This window comes from uncultured Xanthomonas sp., from assembly GCF_964278005.1.
Classification (GTDB): Bacteria; Pseudomonadota; Gammaproteobacteria; order Xanthomonadales; family Xanthomonadaceae; genus Xanthomonas_A; species Xanthomonas_A sontii.
In genome coordinates, this window is record NZ_CAXYKF010000028.1 from 86,837 (window position 1) to 105,685 (window position 18,849).

The following is an 18,849-nucleotide window of genomic DNA, read 5'->3' on the forward strand; positions in this document are numbered from 1 at the left end:
TCAACGCTCTCCGCGGCGGGGATGCCGCTATTGGGAAGGTGGCCGTGCCTGGCCGTTGGGTTCGACCCGTGCCGGGTCGAATTGCGCCGGACGCGCCTGCGCCGGATCGATGTTCGCGGGCATCAGTTGCGACGGATCGCCCCCGGGCTGCGCGGACCGCACCCCGGGACGTCCCAGGGCCTTGGACATCATCTCCTGCAGCCCACTGGCCTGCAGGGCGTTGCCCAGCGCGGCATTATCGCCTGCCGCGGGCAAGTTGCCCAAATTCATCTGCGACACGTTCAGTTGCGGCATCTGCGACAGGTTCATCTGCGGCATCTGCGGCATGTGCCAGTCCGGTATCTGCGCGCGCATCCAGCCCACGCCCGGCTTGAGCACCGGCAGCACCATGGAATGCTGCCAGTCCGGCTCGCGGGTCAGCGGAGTGAAGCTCATCAGGAACGCCAGCACCGCGGCGAAGAAGCCGCCGCGCGCCGCACCCAGGCCGAAGCCGAGCGCGCGGTCGGTGCCCGACAGCGCGGTCGAGCGCACCGCGGTGCGGATCACCATGCCGGTGATGCCGACCACCGCCATCACCGTCACGAAGGTCAGCGCGTAGCCGCCCAGGTAGTAGCTCATGCTCGGCCGGGACCCGTTGGCCAGCCACTGCCCGGCATTGCCGCCGAACTGGAACGTGGCCCAGCCGGCCAGGAACCAGGACAGCGTGCCGACCACGATGCCGACGAACCCGCGCAGGGCCCCAAGCAGGGCCGAGACCAGGATCACCGTCAACAGCACCATGTCGATCATGCGCGCCTCCCGCGGCCGAGCCGCTGCATCGCGCCGATCGCGCGTCGCGCCTGCCTTCCCTGGACCATCGTGCTACTCCATGGGCCGCGGCCCGATCAAGGATGTGGACGTACCATACCGCTGATGCCGACCTTGGCTGCCACCTGGGCGCGCAACTGCTCGGCATCGGCGCGGTTGGCGACCGGGCCGACCCGCACCCGGTTCAGCGCGCCCTTGTCGGTGCGCACCTGTTCGACGAAGGCGCTGAAGCCGGCCGCGCGCACCTTGTCGCGCAGCGCATTGGCGTCCTCGGCCTTGCCGAAGGCGCCCAACTGCACGGCGAAGCCGGTGCCGGAGGCCGCCGGCGCGGCCGGCACGCTCGGCGCCGGCTTGGCCGCCGCCGTAGTGGCCGGGGTGGCCGCCGGCTTGGTGGGTTCGGGCTTGGGCACGGCCGGCTTGGCCGGTTCCGGCTTGGGCGCCGGCGGCGTCGCCGGCTTGGTGGTGGCGACCGGCTTGGCCGGCTCCGGCGGCAGCGCCTCGGTCCTGGCCGGGGCGGCGGGCGCGGCGGCGGCGACGTTGCTGGCGGCAGCCGGCGTAGCGCTGGCCGGGGTGGCGTTGCTCGGCGCCGCGTCCAGGGTCACCACCTGGGCGTTGACGTCGTTGCGGACCTTGACCGCCTGCAGGCGCACGGATTCGGCCTGGGCGCGATCGGCATACGGTCCGATCCGCACCCGCCAGGCCTGGCGCCCGCCGATCGTGGCCTGCTCGCGGAAGCCCGGCAGCTGCGCCTGCTTGAGCCGCGCGATCACCGCATCGGCGTCGGCGGCGGTGGCGTAGGCGCCGAAATTCACCGCGTAGTTGCCGGCGGCCGTGCTCGGCGGCAACGGTTGCGCGGCGCTGCCCGCGGCCGGATCGGCCAGGTCGGCGGCATCGGGGTTGTCCTTGACCGGCGCCGGCGCGGCGGCTGGCGCAGCGGCGGCGCCCGGCGCCTTGGCCATGCCCACCGCCCCGCCACTGGGTGCGTCGCCCGGGGTCACCAGCGGCAGCTCGCGGGTCTCGAACTGGCCGTCGGCCGGCGCGTCGGGCGCCTTCAGCGGCACATTGGCCACGCCGCTGTCGGGCGCAGGCCCCTTCACCAGCATCGGCAGGAAGATCACGGCGAGCGCTACCAGGACAAGGGCGCCAATCAATCGCTGTTTCAGGACGGTATCCACGGAAAGGCTGAGGGGGCGGCGTGGCGGAGTGCCGTGCCGATTATAAGGTGGGCCCGCGCGGAGGCGGGATCAGCCGGCTGAATGCAGCCAGTGCAAGGCCTCGGCGGCGGTATGGAACGAACCGAACACCAGCACCCGGTCGCCCGGCTGCGCCTGCGCCAACGCCGATTGCAGCGCCTGCGCCACGCTCTCGGCGCCGCCGGCCTCGGCGGCGGCGGTCCCCGCCAACCGCGCGCGCAACTGCGCAGCGCTCTGGCCGCGGTTGCCGGCCAGGCCGGCCAGATGCCAGGCATCGACCTGCGCGGCCAGTGCGTCCACTACCCCGGCGGCGTCCTTGTCGGCCAGCGCCGCGAACACCGCGCAGGTGCGGCCGGCGACCGGCTGCGCCTGCAGCGCGGTGGCCAGTTCGCGGGCCGCCTGCGGGTTATGGCCGACGTCGACCAGCACCTCCACCCCGTCGCGCACGCACGGCTGCAGGCGCCCGCGCAGGCGTGCGGCGGCGATGCCTTCGGCGTAGGCGTTGCGTGGCAGCGAGCGACGCAGCGCACGCAGGGCGGCGATGGCGGTGGCGGCGTTGGCGCGCTGCACCGGCGCGCGCAGCTGCGGCAACGGCAACTGCAGTTCGGTGCCGACGTCGCGCCAGCGCCAGCGGTCGGCGTCGATCGGCTCGTGGAAGAAGTCGCTGCCGGCGCGCAGCGCATTGGCGCCGATCGCATAGGCGCGGCGCAGCACACTGGAGGGCGGATCGATCTCGCCGAGCACCAGCGGTTTCCACGGCCGCGCGATGCCGGCCTTTTCCGCACCGATCGCCTCGCGGTCGTTGCCGAGCCAGTCGGTGTGGTCGATGTCCACGGTGGTAATCACCGCCACATCGGCATCGACCAGGTTCACCGCATCCAGCCGGCCGCCGAGGCCGACTTCCAGCACCGCCAGTTCCAGCTTGGCCTGCTGGAAGAGCCATAGCGCCGCCAGCGTGCCGTACTCGAAGTAGGTCAGCGCGGTGTCGCCGCGCGCGGCCTCCACTGCCGCGAAGGCGGTCACCAGCTCGGCATCGCTGGCCTCTTCGCCGTCGATGCGCACGCGCTCGTTGTAGCGCAGCAGGTGCGGCGAGGTGTAGCTGCCCACGCGCCAGCCGGCGGCACGCGCGATGGCCTCGACGAAGGCGACGGTCGAGCCCTTGCCGTTGGTGCCGCCAACGGTGATGACGTGCTTGGCCGGCTTGGTCAGGTGCATGCGTGCGGCGACCGCGCGCACCCGTTCCAGGCCCATGGCGATGTCCTGGGGGTGCTGGCGCTCGATGTAGGCGAGCCATTCGGGGAGGGTGTTCATGGAGACGATTGAACTCGACTGATGCGACAACAGCACGCGCACTCATAGCGGCGACGCATTTTGCTGCTGCTTTGGTTTTGGTTCCGGTTTTGGCTGTTGCGGTTGCGGTTGCTGTTGCTGTTGTGGTTGCTTTGGCTTTGGCTTTGGCTGTTCAGGATCCCGTGAGGCACGGCAAGCAGGCCGGACGAAAACCCCGCAGGGGCGGCGCGCAGGACGCGCGCCGTTTTTCGACGGCACATGGATGTGCCGCCGAAAAATGTCCGGTCTGCTTGCGCACCCGGAGCGCGCAGCGCGGAGGGCGTGCCGCCCGGGTGTGCTTTCTTTTGGTTACTTTTCTTTGCACAAGCAAAGAAAAGTGACTCGCGCGCCAAGCGCGAAAGCACTTGCACTTGCACTTGCACTTGCAGTTGCAGTTGCACTACGCAGTGCACTCAGAACGAATCGAAAGAAACTAAAGCGCCCGATGCTTCGCCTCGCCGAAGAACGGCGTGTGATGCGCGCAATCGTTCAAGCGCACCACTTCCAGATGCTCCACGTCCGGCCCTTCCAGCAGGTTCAGCGTGGTCGGCGCCTGGCGGAAACTCCACAGCCGCGCGATCGGCAGGCCCAGCACCCGGCACAGGATCACCCGGTTGACCGCATCGTGCGCCACCACCAGCAGCGTGTCGTGCTCGCCCAGGCCCTCGGCGGCGCGGGTCAGGCCGCGCCAGGAACGCTCCAGCACCTGCCGCAGCGACTCGCCACCCGGCATCAGCACCGTATCCGGTTCCTCGCGCCAGGCGCGCAGACGCGCCGGATCCTTCTCGTGGATCTCGCTGGCCAACAGGCCTTCCCACTCGCCATGGGCGATCTCCTGCAGGTCCGGATCGGTCTGCAGCAGCGCCTCGCGCTCAGGGCCCAGGGCGAAGCGCGCGGTGCGTTGCGCGCGGGCCAGCGGCGAGGCCACGGCGCGGGTCAGCGGCACGTCGCGCAGGCGTGCGCCCAGCGCCTGCGCCTGGGCGTCGCCGACCGGCGACAGCGGGATGTCGATCTGGCCCTGGTAGCGGCCTTCGGCGTTCCACGGGGTTTCGCCATGGCGGGCGAGCAGAATGCGCATGCGCTGGATTCCTTGGGGGGAAGGGGCCGTCTCGCAAACGAAAACGGAGCGGCATGATACCCGCTCCGTCGCCGGAAACCCTGTGCTGCATCCCGCGTGCCCGCCGCCGCGTGCCGGGGCGGACATGCGGACGGCGGCCGTAGCCGCCGCCCGCCGGAACCCGGCTCACCTGGCCAGGTTCAACTCCTTCAACAGCCGCGGCGCCGGCATCACTTCCTGCATGATCCAGTGCAGGTAGCGCGAATCGACCGCAATCATGCGCGTCATCGCCGGATCGAACACCCAGTTCGAGCTCACCGACTCCCAGTTGCCGTCGAAGGCCAGGCCGACCAGCTTGCCGTGGGCGTCCATCACCGGCGAGCCGGAATTGCCGCCGGTGATGTCCAGGTCGGACAGGAAGTTGACCGGCACCGTGCCCAGCCGCTTGTCCTCCAGCCCACCGTAGCGCTTGGCCTTGGCCGCCTCCAGCAGCGCCTTGGGCGAGTCGAACGGCTCCACGCCGGTGTCCTTGGCGACCACGCCTTCCAGCGTGGTGAACGGGGTGTAGGCCACGCCGTCCTTCGGCACGTAGCCCTTGACGTTGCCGAAGGTGATGCGCAGCGAGGAGTTGGCGTCCGGATACACGAACTCGCCCTGGCTCTTCTTGTAGTCGGCCACGGCCTGCAGGTAGCGCGGACGCGCCAGCAGTTCCTCGCCCTCACGCCGCTTCTCGTCCTGCTCGAGTTGCAGCAGGGTCGGCATCAGTGCCACCGCATAGCGCAGCGCCGGGTCGTCGCTGGCCTCGAACGCGGCGCGGTCGGCATGCAGCCACTTCAGGCGCGCCTCGGTATTGCCCAGCTGGGTGCCGGCCAGACGCGTGGCGGCGGCCTGCGCGTCGGCACCGGCCAGCCACTGGTCCAGCGCCGGCAGGCGCTGCGCCTTCGGCAGCTTCAGGTACTGGTCGAACCAGTAGCGCTGCAACTGGCTGTCCATGGCGGCGACGTAGCGGCGCTCCATCTGCTTCATCGCGCCCTCGATCTCGGGCAGGTCGCGCTCCTGGTAGCCCGGCTCGCGTTCGGCGTCCGGCTTGGCGCGTTCGATCGACAGGCGGTACAGGGACACCGCACTGCCGAGCACGCCGGTGCGGCGCATCTGCCGCAGCACCAGGTCGCGATCGCGGGTGGCCTTGGCCTGCTCGCCCAGCGCCAGCAGTTGCGCATGCGCCTGCAGCGCCGCCTTGCCCTCGCCGCCCTGGCGCTTGAGCCAGGCCAGCACTGCGTCTTCCTCGGCGTGCTTCTTGGCCGCCGCGTCGATGCGCTTGAAGCCCTCAAGCTGGCCCTCGTAGTTCTTGGCGACGTTGTTCCAGCTGGCCATGGTCGCGGCGTACTTCACCTGGATGTCCGGGTTCTGCTTGCCGGCCTGCTCGACCAGCGCGATCAGGTCGCGGTACTGGCGCGCGCTGGTGGGATAGCCCCAGCTCGCGGTGGCGTCGAATTCGGAGGCCAGCGCGTAGCGGTTGGTGCGCCCCGGGTACCCGGCGACCATGACGAAATCGCCGGCGCCCAGCGGCTGGTCGGCGAACTTCAGGAAGTGCTTGGGCTGGTACGGCACGTTGTCCTTGGCGTAGGCAGCCGGCTTGCCGTCCTTGCCGACGTAGGCGCGGTAGAACGAGAAGTCGCCGGTGTGGCGCGGCCACATCCAGTTGTCGACGTCGCCGCCGAACTTGCCGATGCCCGACGGCGGCGCGTAGGCCAGGCGCACGTCGCGGATTTCCAGGGTGCGGAACAGGCGGTAGGTGTTGCCGCCGGAGAAGCTGTACAGCTCGCAGCGGTAGCCGGCATCGGCTTCGCACGCGGCGACCTGGGCCTTGTCGAAATCCTCCAGCGCCTGCGTGCGCTTGAGCGCATCGTTGCCGGCGGCGGCCATCGCCGCCTTGGCCTGCGCGGTGACGTCGGTGATGCGGTCGAGCACGTAGATGCGCGCGTTCGGGCCCGCGCTCAGTTCGGCGCCCTGGCTGGCAGCGCTGAAGCCGTCGCGGATCAGGTTCTTCTGCGGAGTGGAGTTGAGCTGGATCGCGCCGTAGGCGCAGTGGTGGTTGGTCACCACCAGGCCCTGCGGCGAGACGAAGCTGGCGGTGCAGCCGCCCAGCGAGACGACCGCGCCCATCGGGTCGCCGGTGAGATCGGACAGTTGTTGCGGCGACAGCTTCAGGCCGGCCTGCTGCAGCGGCCCGGCGATGTCCGGCAACTGCTGCGGGACCCACATGCCCTCGCCAGCGTGGGCGACGGAGGCGCCGGACAGGGCGGCCACGGCGGCGATGGCGACAGCCAACGAATTCGAACGCATCGAATAGCTTCCTTGATGACAGACGTTAGAGTGTAACGGCTGTCATCAAGCGGCCGGACCGTGACCAATGGCACCCTGACCGCGCCGCAACATGGCCGCGTCGGCCGGGCGCTTATACTGCGCGCCCTCTTCCCATCGAATCTGCACCGACATGGCGCAAACAATGAAGGCGCTGGTCAAGCGCGAGGCCGCCAAGGGCATCTGGCTGGAACAGGTGCCGGTGCCGGTGCCCGGCCCCAACGAGGTGCTGATCAAGCTGGAAAAGACCGCGATCTGCGGCACCGACCTGCATATCTACCTGTGGGACGAGTGGAGCCAGCGCACCATCAAGCCCGGCCTGACCATCGGCCACGAGTTCGTCGGCCGCATCGCCCAACTCGGCTCGGCGGTCACCGGCTACGAGGTCGGCCAGCGCGTCTCGGCCGAAGGCCACATCGTCTGCGGCCACTGCCGCAACTGCCGCGGCGGGCGTCCGCACCTGTGCCCGAACACGGTCGGCATCGGCGTCAACGTCAACGGCGCCTTCGCCGAGTACATGGTGATGCCGGCCTCCAACCTGTGGCCGATCCCCGACCAGATCCCGTCCGAACTGGCCGCGTTCTTCGATCCCTACGGCAACGCCGCGCACTGCGCGCTGGAGTTCGACGTGATCGGCGAGGACGTGCTGATCACCGGCGCCGGCCCGATCGGCATCATCGCCGCGGGCATCTGCAAGCACATCGGCGCGCGCAACGTGGTGGTCACCGACGTCAACGACTTCCGCCTGAAGCTGGCCGCGGACATGGGCGCGACCCGCGTGGTCAACGTCGCCAACACCTCGCTCAAGGACGTGATGGCCGACCTGCACATGGAAGGCTTCGACGTGGGCCTGGAGATGAGCGGCAATCCGCGCGCGTTCAACGACATGCTCGACTGCATGTACCACGGCGGCAAGATCGCCATGCTCGGCATCATGCCGCGCGGCGCCGGCTGCGACTGGGACAAGATCATCTTCAAGGGCCTGACCGTGCAGGGCATCTACGGCCGCAAGATGTACGAGACCTGGTACAAAATGACCCAGTTGGTGCTGTCCGGCTTCCCGCTGGGCAAGGTGCTCACCCACCAGCTGACCATCGACGAATTCCAGAAGGGCTTCGATCTGATGGAAGAAGGCAAGGCCGGCAAGGTCGTGCTGAGCTGGTGATGCGCGCGCCGCGGCTACGCGGCGATGCGATGCCGAAAAAGACGAAGGGCGCCTCGCGGCGCCCTTCGTTGTTTCACGAGACGATGCGATCAGAACGCGATCGTGCCCGAGACCACCACGCGGTGACCGGCCAGGCGCTCGGTGAAGTTCGCCGCGCCCTTGTTGTCGGTGTCGTAGTAGCCCACGCTCAACGCCAGCGGGCCGACCATCTTGCCCACGCTGACGTTGTAGTCGGTGTAGTCCTGGTACGCGGTCAACGCGCTTTCGTAGGTGGTGCGGCCGACGTGCGCGCCGACGCTGAAGCCCTGCGGCAGCGACCAGTTCCCGTCCAGCGCGTAGTAGAAGCTGTCCCGGTCCAGGTTGTACACGTTGTCGGTGTAGGCCACGGTCAGGGTGTAGGTCTTGAGGAACTTGGTCTTGGTGATCAGTTCGTTGTAGTTCGACTTGCCGGCGCCCGGATAGCCGTAGCGGTTGACCATCACGTCGAAGTTCCAGTCCGGCGAGAAATCGACGTTGTAGCCGACGAAGCCGTCCACTTCCCAATCCGGATCGCCCGCGCCGAAATCGACGTTGGAGCCCCAGGTGCCCACGTACAGGCCGAACGGCGAGGTGTAGGTGAGGCCGGCCTGGAACGCCGGGCCTTTGTCGGTCTGGGAGACGCCACGGAACACGTAGTCGCTGACCACGCCATAGGAGCCGGTGATCGGCGAGGTGGGCTCGTCCTGGGCCAGGACGGTGAGCGGCGAAGCGGCCAGTGCGACGGCCAGGGCGAGAGTGGTCTTGTTCACCGGTCATTCTCCTAGGGTTGACGAGGAAGGGTGCAGCGACGAGGCGGATGCGCCTTTACGGTTTTTTAACTGCTTTGATCGTGCAGTGCAACAACTTTTCACGCGGCGCATGCCACGCCGTGACACAAAACCCCGGATTCGCGCCAAGCGCGGACACAGCGAGCCGCCGACAGCGGGAGCCGGCCGGCCAGGGAAGGCCCCCGTCCGGATGTGGCGGTCAGGCCGCGACCGGGCACGCAGCCGCTGACCACACCAATGCGCAGGCGCGGCGGTCGCCGATCGGCAGGGCGCAATGGCGCCTCAGTCGGGCCGGGCGAAGACCCCGAAACGGCGTGCGCGCAGGTGCAATGGCTGGCCCGGCGCGTAGTCGGGTGCCCCCTCGCCCGCCGGCAATTCCACCTCCACCTCGTCGTGGCCGTGCGCCAACTGCGCACGCAGGCGCAGCCGCGGGCCGCTGCGCTGGATCGACAGCACCGTCGCCGCCCAGCCCTCGTTGCCTGGCGCCAGGTCTTCCGGCCGCACATACAGCTCGACCGGACCACTGGACAGCGGCGTCGACGGCGCCGGCAAGGCCAGGCCGCCGACCTGCACCGCCCCGTCGTGCAGACGCGCGGGCAGCCGGTTCACCGCGCCGACGAAGGCGTAGACGAACGGCGAAGCCGGCTGCTCGTAGACCTGTGCCGGGCTGCCGATCTGCTCGATCCGGCCGCGGTTGAGGATGGCCACGCGGTCGGCCAGTTCCAGCGCCTCTTCCTGGTCGTGGGTGACGAACACCGTGGTCAGGCCGGTGCGTTCGTGCAGCTCGCGCAGCCAGCGCCGCAGGTCGCGGCGGACCTGCGCGTCGAGCGCGCCGAACGGTTCGTCGAGCAACAGCACGCGCGGCTCGATCGCCAGCGCGCGGGCCAGCGCCACGCGCTGGCGCTGGCCGCCGGACAGTTGCGCCGGGTAGCGTCGCTCCAGGTCGTGCAACTGCACCAGCGCCAGCAGCTCCTGCACCCGCGCGCGGATGCGCGCCTCGCTCCAGCGCGTCTCGCGGCGCACGCGCAGGCCGAAGGCGATGTTCTCGTACACGCTCATGTGCTTGAACAAGGCGTAGTGCTGGAACACGAAGCCGACCCGGCGCGCCTGCACCGACAGCGCGGTGGCGTCCTCGCCGTGGATCAGCACGCGTCCGCGGTCGGCATGTTCCAGCCCCGCGATCACCCGCAGCAGCGTGGTCTTGCCGGAGCCGGAGGGCCCCAGCAGCGCCAGCAGTTCGCCCTGGCGGATGTCCAGGCTGACGTCGTCGAGCGCGGCGAAATCGCCGAAGCGCTTGCCCAGATGCTGTACGCGGATGCTCATTGCAACCTCAATGTCGGTGAGTGGCGGCCAGCGCCGCGCCGTGGCGCCAGTGCAGCCAGGACTTGACGGCGAGCGTCAGCAGCGCGGTCAGCGCCAGCAGGCTGGCGCAGGCGAAGGCCGCGCTGTAGGCGTATTCGTTGTAGAGGATCTCCACATGCAGCGGCAGCGTGTTGGTGCGCCCGCGGATCTGTCCGGACACCACCGATACCGCGCCGAACTCGCCCATCGCCCGCGCACTGCACAGCAGCACGCCGTACAGCAGGCCCCAGCGGATGTTCGGCAAGGTCACCCGCAGGAACGTCTGCCAACCGCTGGCGCCCAGGCTCAGCGCCGCCAGCTCCTCGTCGTCGCCCTGCTGCTCCATCAGCGGCATCAGCTCACGGGCGATGAAGGGAAAGGTGACGAAGGTGGTCGCCAGCACGATGCCCGGCAGCGCGAACACGATGCGCGGCAGATGCAGCGACACGTCGCCCAGCGGCGGCAGGTGCAGCCACACGCCTTTGTCGATCAACGGCCAGGCCCAGCCGTTGCGGCCGAAGATCAGGATGAACAACAGGCCGGCGACCACCGGCGACACCGAGAACGGCAGGTCGATCAGGCTCACCAGCAGGCGCTTGCCGGGGAAACGGTGCTTGCTGACCGCCCAGGCCGCGGCCACGCCGAACACCAGGTTCAACGGCACCACGATCGCCGCCACCAGCAGCGTCAGGCGGATCGCCGCCAGCGCGTCCGGATCGGAGATCGCGCGCCAGAACACGCCGACGCCGCTGCGCAACGCCTCGGTGAACACCAGCAGCAAGGGCAGCAGCAGGAACGCCAGCAGGAAGCCGAGCGCGCCGCCGATCAGCAACCGACGCACCCAGCGCGGCTCGTCGACCACCGAAGCCTGCACGTGCGCGGCGACGGCGACCGCACCGGCCTGCCCGGGGACGTGCGCGGCCAGCGCGGACACGACCGACACCATCACGCCACCGCCCTGCCGCGCCGCGCGAACCAGGCCTGCGCCCCATTCACCAGTAGCAGCGACAGCAGCGACAACAGCAGCATCGCCGCGGCGATCGCGCTGGCGCCGCCGTAGTCGAACTCTTCCAGGCGGATGGTGATCAGCAACGGCGCGATCTCGGTGGCATTGGGCAGGTTGCCGGCGATGAAGATCACCGAGCCGTACTCGCCGACGCCACGCGCGAAGGCCAGCGCGAATCCGGTCAGCACCGCCGGCCACAGGGTCGGCAGCACGACCCGGCGCACCGTCTGCCAGCGCCCGGCACCGAGCGTGGCCGCCGCCTCTTCCAGTTCCCGCTCGGCCTCGGCCAGCACCGGCTGCACGATCCGCACCACGAACGGCAGCCCCACGAACACCAGCGCCACGACGATGCCCAGTGGCGCGTAAGCGACCTTGACCCCGCTCGCCCCGCTGACCTGCATCAGCCCGACATAGCCGATCAGCAGGCCGCCGACGCCCAGTGCGGCCAGGCTCAGCACGGCGACCGTGCCGAGCAGGCGCTGCAGCACACGCAGCGGTGCCGGCAGCAGCGCCTGGCTACGCCGCAGCAGCGCGTAGCCGGTCGCCGCCAGCGCCAGCAGCAGCGCCAGCCGCGGCCACCACCAGGCCAGCGTCGGCAGGCTGGCCGCCAGCGCCTGCGTCGGCTGCTCCAGCCAGCGCCCGATCCAGCCGTTGCTGCCGTACAACGCGGTCAGGGCAATGCCGGCCACCGCGGTCGGCAGCGCGAACGGCAGATCGATCATCGCGTCGAACAGGCGCTTGCCGGGAAAGCGATAGCGCACGAACACCCAGGCCACCCAGGTGCCCATCACCGCATTGAACGCGGCCGCGGCCAACGCGGTGCCGAAGCTCAAGCGCAACGCCGCCAGCACCCGCGGCTCGCTCCACACCCGCCACACGCCGTCCCAGCCCAGCCCGCTGGTCTTGAGCAGCACCGCGAACAAGGGGATCAGCACCACCAGTCCCAGCCAGGTCAGGGTGATACCCAGACTCAGCCCCAACCCCGGCATCACCCGGCGCTGGCGCGGGGCGCAGGCAACGGCGGCGGCGGTCACGACCATCGCGTCACTTGCTCGCCTGGATCTGGTCGAACAGGCCGCCGTCGTCGAAGTGCGTGGCCTGCGCCTTGGCCCAGGACCCGAACGCCTGATCGATGGTGACCAGGCGCACCTTCGGCAGCCGCGCCAGATCGGCGCGATCGGCGTACTCGGGATGGCGCGGCCGGTAATAGTGTCTGGCCGCGATCTTCTGTCCTTCCGGCGAGTACAGGTACTTCAGGTATTCCTCGGCCACCGCGCGGGTGCCGTGCTTGTCCACGTTCTTGTCGACCAGCGCCACCGACGGCTCGGCCAGGATCGACAGCTTCGGCACCACGATCTCGAACTTGTCCTGGCCCAGTTCCTGCTGCGCCAGGAACGCCTCATTCTCCCAGGCCAGCAGCACGTCGCCGATGCCGCGCTGGACGAAGGTGGTGGTGGCGCCGCGCGCGCCGGTATCCAGCACCGGCACGTTGCGGAACAGCGCGCGCATGTAGTTGAGGATGCGCTCGCGGTCGCCCTTGAAGATGTGGTCGGCGTAGGCCCAGGCGGCCAGATAGTTCCAGCGCGCGCCGCCGGAGGTCTTGGGATTGGGCGTGATCACCGACACGCCGCTGCGCAGCAGGTCGGGCCAGTCCTTGATCCCCTTCGGATTGCCCTTGCGCACCAGGAACACGACGGTCGAGGTGTACGGCGCGCTGTTGTCGGGCAGGCGCGTGGCCCAGTTCGCATCGATCAGCTTGCTCTTGGCGGCGATCGCATCGACGTCGTAAGCCAATGCCAGCGTCACCACGTCCGCCTCGACCCCGTCGATCACCGCGCGCGCCTGCTTGCCGGAGCCGCCGTGCGAGGTCTCCACCGCGACCTGCTCGCCGGGATGCAGTTGCGCCCAGTGCCTGGCGAAGGCGGCGTTGTAGTCCCGGTACAGCTCGCGGGTGGGATCGTAGGACACGTTGAGCAGTTGCGTCTCGGCGGCGGCCGCGGCCCCGGCGAACACGCACAAGGCGAGCGCGAGCAGCGGGCGCCAGCGGCGCGGCGGAAGGCTGGACATGGGCGGTTCTCCGAAAACACACAGGCCGACGCCGCGGCCGATACCCGCCGCGGACCATGACGCATGCTGCGCAGCGGCAGGCGGCGGGTGAAATGACTTCCCGGCAGCGACTCATGCCATTTGTGCATGACGGCCGCGGCCGGCGCGGGCGCCGCGGTAACATCGCCGCTTCTTTCCGCCGCGCGTGCCCGTCATGACCGACTCCCGCCTCACCCAGCACTACGCCGAGGAACTGGACGCGATCCGCGCCCAGGGCCTGTTCAAGTCCGAGCGCATCATCGTCGGCCCGCAGGCGGCGGAAATCGTCCTCGCCGACGGCCGCCGCGTGCTGAACTTCTGCGCCAACAACTACCTGGGCCTGGCCGATCATCCGGCACTGATCCAAGCCGCCAAGGACGCGCTGGACACGCACGGCTTCGGCATGGCCTCGGTGCGCTTCATCTGCGGCACCCAGGACCTGCACAAGCAACTGGAAGCGCAGATCGCCACGTTCTTCGGCACCGAGGACACCATCCTCTACGCCGCCTGCTTCGACGCCAACGGCGGCCTGTTCGAACCGCTGCTCGGCGAGCACGACGCGATCATCTCCGACGCGCTCAACCATGCCTCGATCATCGACGGCGTGCGCCTGTGCAAGGCCAAGCGCTTCCGCTACGCCAACTGCGACATGGCCGACCTGGAAGCGCAGCTGCAGGCGGCCGACGCCGCCGGCTGCAAGACCAAGCTGATCACCAGCGACGGCGTGTTCTCGATGGACGGCTTCATCGCCCCGCTGGACGAGATCACCGCGCTGGCGAAGAAGTACAACGCGCTGGTGCACATCGACGAATGCCATGCCACCGGCTTCCTCGGCGCCAGCGGCCGCGGCTCGGCCGAGGTCAAGGGCGTGCTGGACCGGATCGATATCGTCACCGGCACCCTGGGCAAGGCCATGGGCGGCGCGCTGGGCGGTTTCACCACCGGCCGCCGCGAGGTGATCGAACTGCTGCGTCAGCGCTCGCGACCCTACCTGTTCTCCAACTCGCTGCCGCCGCACGTGGTCGCGGCCGGCATCAAGGCCTTCGCGATGCTCGACGCCGCCGACGACCTGCGCGCGCGCCTGGTCGAGAACACCGCCTACTTCCGCGAGCGCATGGCCGCCGCCGGTTTCGACATCAAGCCCGGCACCCATCCGATCTGCCCGGTGATGCTGTACGACGCGCCGCTGGCGCAGCGCTTCGCCGAGCGGCTGCTGGAGGAGGGCATCTACGCCATCGGCTTCTTCTTCCCGGTGGTGCCCAAGGGCCAGGCGCGGATCCGCACCCAGATCAGCGCCGCACACACCCGCGAGCACCTGGATCGGGCGATCGACGCGTTCACCCGCATCGGCCGCGAACTGGGCGTACTCGCCGCCTGAGATGCGCGCCGCGCTGCGCCAACGGCTGTTGCTGGCGGCGCAGACCGACGCCCAGGCGCAAGCGCTGGAGGACGGCTGGGAGACCCGCTGCCTGCATTGCCGCCGGCGCCTGCGCCTGCGCGCTGACGGCGAACCGCTCGGACACAGCACGCTGGAACACGTAGTGCCGCAGGCCTGGTTCGGGCGCCGCGTCGCCGCGGCGCTGTGCGCCCAGGTCGGCGACGATGCCAACGATGCGCGAAACCTGGCGCTGGCCTGCGCCGGCTGCAATCACGCCAAGGGCCGTCACCACGATGCGCGTGGGCCGCAGGATGCGCGCGCCCGCGAGGTGGTCGCCGCCCTGCTCAGCGCGCGGCTGGCGCGCTGGCGTCCGCCGCCGGCGCCAACGCCCTGACTTCAGCGGCGCTGAGCTCGCGCCACGCGCCCTTGCCCAGGTCGCCCAGCACCAGGTCGCCGACCGCCACCCGCACCAGCCGCAGCACGTCCAGGCCGAGCGCGGCCAGCAGCCGCCGGATCTGCCGGTTGCGTCCCTCGTCCAGCACCACTTCCAGCCAGGCATGGCGCTCGCCCTGGCGCAGCAGGCGCGCCTGCTTGGCCCGCAGCGGTTCGCCATCGTCGACCACGCTGGCACACATCCGTGCCAGCAGCGCCGCGTCGGGCACCGCGTCCACCTGCACGTGATAGGTCTTGTCCGGGCCGCTGCCCGGATCGGTGACCCGCGCCGCCCACTGCGGGTCGTTGCTGAACAGCAACAGGCCCTCGCTGGCCTTGTCCAGGCGCCCGACCGGTGCCAGCCACGGCAGGCCGGCACCGTCGAAACAGCGGTACACGGTGTCGCGGCCACGCTCGTCCTGCGCACTGGTGACCAGCCCGCGCGGCTTGTTGAGCATCAGGTACAGGCGCTTGGTATCGGCCAGTGGCGCGCCATCCACGGCCAGCCGGTGGCGGCCCTGCAGGATCGGGAATTCGGGATCGGTGACGATGCGTCCGTCGACGGCGACGCGGCCGGCGGTGATCCAGCGCGCGGCTTCGGTGCGCGAGCACAGGCCCAGCTTGGACAGGGTGCGGGCCAGGCCGTGGCGCGGCACGGCCGGCGCGGCGGCGCTGCGCGCGGGCAGGCGCGGACGTGCGGGCGCCGCCGGGGACGACGCCGGACGGCGGGAACGCGGCGGCTTGGCCCCTCGCACGGCGCGAACGGGCGCGGCCGCGAGCGGCCGCGCGCCGGACTTACTGCTTGTTGGCGTCGGCCGGCGCCGGCGCCTCGGCGGCGGCGGCGGGTGCCGGAGCCGGACGCGCCTTGACCACGCGCACGCCGCGCGCCTTCATCCAGGCGTCGAACTCCTCGGCGGTCATGCGCTTGCCGTTCTGGCTCATGTCGAACCGCCACGGCGTGTTGTCGAAGGCCGTGGCCGGCTTGTAGGCAGCCGGATCGTTCGGCTTCACCGCGCCCGGGGTGGCGTTGGCCAGGCTCTGGCAGCCTTCGGCGCGCAGTCGCAGCAGCACGCGGTCCAGCGACTGGTCGCTGCTGTAGGACTGGGTCAGCACGCCGCTGGGCATGCCCAGCTGCACGTTGCGGCTGAACAGTTCCGAAGCGACCGGCGCGGCGACCGTGGCCGGCAACGCCAGCGGCTTGGGCAGCAGATCGCCGGAGCAATCCGGTGCGGCATGGGCCGCAGGAATCAGGGCGAGCGCGAGCAGGCTGGCCGTCACGATACGCAGCATCGGTTTTTTTCCATTCAGGCGAGTCGACGAGCGAGTGTAGGCAGGCCCCGGCGTGCTTTCAACTGTTACCGGCACTACATGCGCTAAATAATTGGGATTGCTGAAAAAATTCAGCTTGAATGCTTTGTGCATCCTGCAGAAGCGGCTTCAGCTGCGGCAGGCATTTCCGGGACGTCTATCGCGGCTGAAGCCGCTCCCACAACGACACCGACATACATTTCCCACCCACAAAAACAAAGCCCGGCACGAGGCCGGGCTTTGCTCGAGACTGGAAGCGTCCGATTAGTTCTGGACGTTCAGCTCGGTACGACGGTTCTTCGCACGGCCTTCCGGATTGTCCGAACCATCCGGGTTGGTGTTCGGGGCAATCGGACGGCTCTCGCCGTAGCCGATCGGACCGACCAGACGCGAAGCGTCCACGCCGTTCTTGGTCAGGTAGTCGTACACGACGCGGGCGCGGCGCTCGGACAGCTTCTGGTTGTAGGCTTCGGTACCCTTCGAGTCGGTGTGACCGGCAACCTCGACGCGCAGGTCGGGGTAACGCTTCAGGATCTCGGTGGCCTCGCCCAGGATCGCCACGGCGTCCGGACGCAGGTTCGCCTTGTTGAAGTCGAAGTTGACGCCCTTCAGGTCGATCGACACCGGCACCGGGCAGCCGTCCGGACCGATGGTCTGGCCAGGCTGGGAGTTCGGGCACTTGTCGTCGCAGTTGTTGACGCCGTCACCGTCGTCGTCCAGATCGGCGCAGCTCGGCGCAGCGGCCGGCGGCGGCGGCGGGGCGACCGGGGCAGCCGGCGGCGGGCCCAGCGGGATCACGACGCCGACCGAAGCCAGCACGTCGCCGAACCAGTTCTGCGACGGAGCGGCAACGCTCTGGTCGTCGAAGTCAGCGCGGTAGGCCACTTCGGCACGCACGGCAACGCGCTTGTCGAAGGTGGTCTGCAGACCGACGCCGGCCTTGGCGGCAAAGTTGCCGTCCTTGCGCTGGCCCGGGGAGACCGGACCGCCGGTGTCGAACTCTTCTTCCGAGCGCTGGTAGCCCAGGCCGAACAGCAGGTACGGGTTCCAGCCGCGGCCTTCCTGGATGAAGTGGCGACGCAGGTCGAACGAGATGCCGTACTGGCTCCAGTTCAGGTCCTGGTTCTTGTCGAAGTTCGGGTTCTGATAGTTCAGCTCACCGTCCAGCGACCAGTTCGGGTTGATGAACTTGCCCAGGCCCAGGGTGACGAAGGGCGCATCGTTGGTGGTGCGGTCCTTGTCCTGGAAGTTGAAACCAGCCGAACCGGTCAGGTACCAGCGGTCGTCGAATTCCTGCGCGGACGCTGCCTGGGCGACGGCCAGACCGCCCAGCAACGCGGCGGTGAGAATTTTCTTGTTCATTAATACAACTCCTTGTTTCGGGGAGATAGAAACCGGTAGAGGCATGGTTCAGTACAGATGTCTCGTCACATCCAGACGGCCGTTTCCGCACGCCATCGCCGCGCACATTATGCGCGGCATAGTGAAGATGGCGTTAACGAGCACGTAACATGTGAAAGTCAACGCCAGCCCCTCCTAGGCCGTGGATACACCCTATACAGGTTAATGAAATCCCGCAATGCGGCACGGAGATGACCGTTTGCGGTCGTAGACAACGGCCGGCAGGGCGACCCAGTTCTCACCGCGGCCGCGCCCATGGCGGCGGGTCGGCCAACTCGGCCTGCATGAACTCGACGAAGGCCCGCACCCGCGGCGGCACCAGCCGGCGCTGCGGCATCACCGCGTGGATGCCGGTTTCGGTCAGCGGGTAATCGGCCAGCACCTGACGCAACCGCCCCTGCCGCAGGTCCTCGGCCACGTGCCATTCCGAATGCAGGGCGATGCCCTGGCCGTTGACCGCGGCATCGCGCAGCACCTCGCCGAAGTTGGTCTCCAGCGGCCCGGCCACGCGGACGGCGATTTCGCCTTCGGGTCCCTGCAGCCGCCAGGTGTCCTGGCGGCCGTCGCTGCCGGTCAGCAGCAGGCAGGCGTGCGCGGCCAGGTCGGCCGGCGTGGCCGGAGTGCCGTGGCGGCGCAGGTAGTCGGGCGAGGCGCAGAGCATGCGCCGATTGCCGGCCAGGCGCCGCGCGACCAGGCTGGAGTCGCGCAGGGTGCCGATGCGGATCGCCAGGTCGAAGCCTTCGCTGACCAGGTCCACGACGTTGTCGCTCAGGTGCACGCTCAGCCGCACCTGCGGATGCAGCGCCATGAAGCGTGGCAGCAGCGGCGACACATACAGGCGGCCGAACGCCGCCGACATCGTCACCCGCAGGGTGCCGGCGGCGACGACGCCGGCCTGGCGCAGGCCGCCGGCCAGCGATTCCAGGTCCTCGACCAGCGGCCGCCCCTGTTCGGCCAGTTGCAGGCCTTCGGGGGTCGGGTGCAGGCGCCGCGTGGTCCGGTGCAGCAGGCGCACGCCGAGCGCGCGCTCCAGCCGCTGCAGCCGCTGGCTGGCCACCGCCACCGACAGGTCCAGGCTGCGCGCGGCGGCGCTGATCGAGCCGAGGTCGAGCACGCGCAGGAACAGGGCGATATCGCCGATCCGGTCCATTGTGTGGATTCCATTGAAAGTCGTTCA

The 18,849-nt window shown here is 69.5% G+C and carries 18 protein-coding genes; 3 read left to right on the plus strand and 15 right to left on the minus strand.

Features of this window, described 5'->3' with window-relative positions; all coding sequences use genetic code 11:
- Positions 1 to 27: 27 nt before the first annotated feature.
- The 6 genes from ACHWVH_RS20350 to ACHWVH_RS20375 all read right to left on the minus strand — a co-directional run bounded on the left by ACHWVH_RS20350 (position 28) and on the right by ACHWVH_RS20375 (position 6,732).
- Positions 28 to 789, minus strand: coding sequence for a CvpA family protein (locus ACHWVH_RS20350; protein WP_017908612.1), 762 nt, complete (start codon positions 787 to 789; stop codon positions 28 to 30).
- A gap of 95 nt (positions 790 to 884) precedes the next feature.
- Positions 885 to 1,982, minus strand: coding sequence for an SPOR domain-containing protein (locus ACHWVH_RS20355; protein ID WP_267100318.1), 1,098 nt, complete (start codon positions 1,980 to 1,982; stop codon positions 885 to 887).
- Between the two features lie 69 nt (positions 1,983 to 2,051).
- A complete protein-coding gene (folC, locus tag ACHWVH_RS20360) occupies positions 2,052 to 3,311 on the minus strand; it encodes a bifunctional tetrahydrofolate synthase/dihydrofolate synthase (protein WP_394687850.1) in 1,260 nt (419 codons plus the stop codon).
- Entirely contained in the window at positions 3,308 to 3,730 is a 423-nt protein-coding gene (locus ACHWVH_RS20365) for a hypothetical protein (protein WP_394687851.1), read from the minus strand. Before ACHWVH_RS20365 ends, folC begins: the two co-directional genes overlap by 4 nt.
- A gap of 32 nt (positions 3,731 to 3,762) precedes the next feature.
- Positions 3,763 to 4,407, minus strand: a complete 645-nt coding sequence (locus tag ACHWVH_RS20370) for a histidine phosphatase family protein (protein WP_152244626.1) — start codon at positions 4,405 to 4,407, stop codon at positions 3,763 to 3,765.
- Between the two features lie 165 nt (positions 4,408 to 4,572).
- Positions 4,573 to 6,732, minus strand: coding sequence for a S46 family peptidase (locus tag ACHWVH_RS20375; RefSeq protein WP_394687852.1), 2,160 nt, complete (start codon positions 6,730 to 6,732; stop codon positions 4,573 to 4,575).
- Between the two features lie 151 nt (positions 6,733 to 6,883).
- Between ACHWVH_RS20375 and tdh the strand changes: the two genes are divergently transcribed.
- Positions 6,884 to 7,915 carry an L-threonine 3-dehydrogenase gene (tdh, locus tag ACHWVH_RS20380; protein ID WP_026144006.1) on the plus strand — a complete coding sequence of 344 codons (1,032 nt, stop codon included), beginning with the start codon at positions 6,884 to 6,886 and terminating at the stop codon, positions 7,913 to 7,915.
- Between the two features lie 89 nt (positions 7,916 to 8,004).
- Here tdh and ACHWVH_RS20385 read toward each other — a convergent pair whose 3' ends face one another.
- The 5 genes from ACHWVH_RS20385 to ACHWVH_RS20405 all read right to left on the minus strand — a co-directional run bounded on the left by ACHWVH_RS20385 (position 8,005) and on the right by ACHWVH_RS20405 (position 13,135).
- Positions 8,005 to 8,703, minus strand: coding sequence for a TorF family putative porin (locus ACHWVH_RS20385; RefSeq protein WP_152244630.1), 699 nt, complete (start codon positions 8,701 to 8,703; stop codon positions 8,005 to 8,007).
- A 300-nt stretch (positions 8,704 to 9,003) separates the two neighbouring features.
- Positions 9,004 to 10,044, minus strand: a complete 1,041-nt coding sequence (locus ACHWVH_RS20390; protein ID WP_279362748.1) for a sulfate/molybdate ABC transporter ATP-binding protein — start codon at positions 10,042 to 10,044, stop codon at positions 9,004 to 9,006.
- Positions 10,045 to 10,051: 7 nt separating this feature from the next.
- The gene (cysW, locus tag ACHWVH_RS20395) at positions 10,052 to 11,008 is read right to left on the minus strand and encodes a sulfate ABC transporter permease subunit CysW (protein WP_295925499.1); all 957 of its coding nucleotides are present in this window, start codon (positions 11,006 to 11,008) and stop codon (positions 10,052 to 10,054) included.
- Positions 11,008 to 12,108: an ABC transporter permease subunit gene (locus ACHWVH_RS20400; protein ID WP_343229592.1), complete on the minus strand. Its 1,101-nt coding sequence runs from the start codon at positions 12,106 to 12,108 to the stop codon at positions 11,008 to 11,010. Before ACHWVH_RS20400 ends, cysW begins: the two co-directional genes overlap by 1 nt.
- 4 nt (positions 12,109 to 12,112) lie before the next feature.
- Complete coding sequence (locus ACHWVH_RS20405; protein ID WP_267084692.1) at positions 12,113 to 13,135, minus strand: sulfate ABC transporter substrate-binding protein; 1,023 nt, start codon at positions 13,133 to 13,135, stop codon at positions 12,113 to 12,115.
- Positions 13,136 to 13,328: 193 nt separating this feature from the next.
- Between ACHWVH_RS20405 and kbl the strand changes: the two genes are divergently transcribed.
- Together kbl and ACHWVH_RS20415 are read left to right on the plus strand one after the other, a co-directional pair.
- Entirely contained in the window at positions 13,329 to 14,531 is a 1,203-nt protein-coding gene (gene kbl, locus ACHWVH_RS20410) for a glycine C-acetyltransferase (RefSeq protein WP_267108597.1), read from the plus strand.
- Between the two features lies 1 nt (position 14,532).
- A complete protein-coding gene (locus ACHWVH_RS20415) occupies positions 14,533 to 14,925 on the plus strand; it encodes an HNH endonuclease (protein WP_148829682.1) in 393 nt (130 codons plus the stop codon).
- On the opposite strand, the gene ACHWVH_RS20420 is transcribed toward ACHWVH_RS20415, so the two are convergent.
- The 4 genes from ACHWVH_RS20420 to ACHWVH_RS20435 form a co-directional block, all read right to left on the minus strand.
- Entirely contained in the window at positions 14,876 to 15,718 is an 843-nt protein-coding gene (locus ACHWVH_RS20420) for a pseudouridine synthase (protein WP_394687853.1), read from the minus strand. The two genes, ACHWVH_RS20415 and ACHWVH_RS20420, sit on opposite strands and share 50 nt — an antisense overlap.
- Positions 15,719 to 15,758: 40 nt before the next feature.
- Complete coding sequence (locus tag ACHWVH_RS20425; protein ID WP_152236546.1) at positions 15,759 to 16,253, minus strand: hypothetical protein; 495 nt, start codon at positions 16,251 to 16,253, stop codon at positions 15,759 to 15,761.
- A 282-nt stretch (positions 16,254 to 16,535) separates the two neighbouring features.
- Positions 16,536 to 17,633 carry an OmpA family protein gene (locus tag ACHWVH_RS20430; RefSeq protein ID WP_160966123.1) on the minus strand — a complete coding sequence of 366 codons (1,098 nt, stop codon included), beginning with the start codon at positions 17,631 to 17,633 and terminating at the stop codon, positions 16,536 to 16,538.
- A 277-nt stretch (positions 17,634 to 17,910) separates the two neighbouring features.
- On the minus strand, positions 17,911 to 18,822 hold the full coding sequence (locus ACHWVH_RS20435; RefSeq protein WP_394687854.1) for a LysR family transcriptional regulator: 912 nt from the start codon (positions 18,820 to 18,822) through the stop codon (positions 17,911 to 17,913).
- Positions 18,823 to 18,849: the final 27 nt, after the last annotated feature.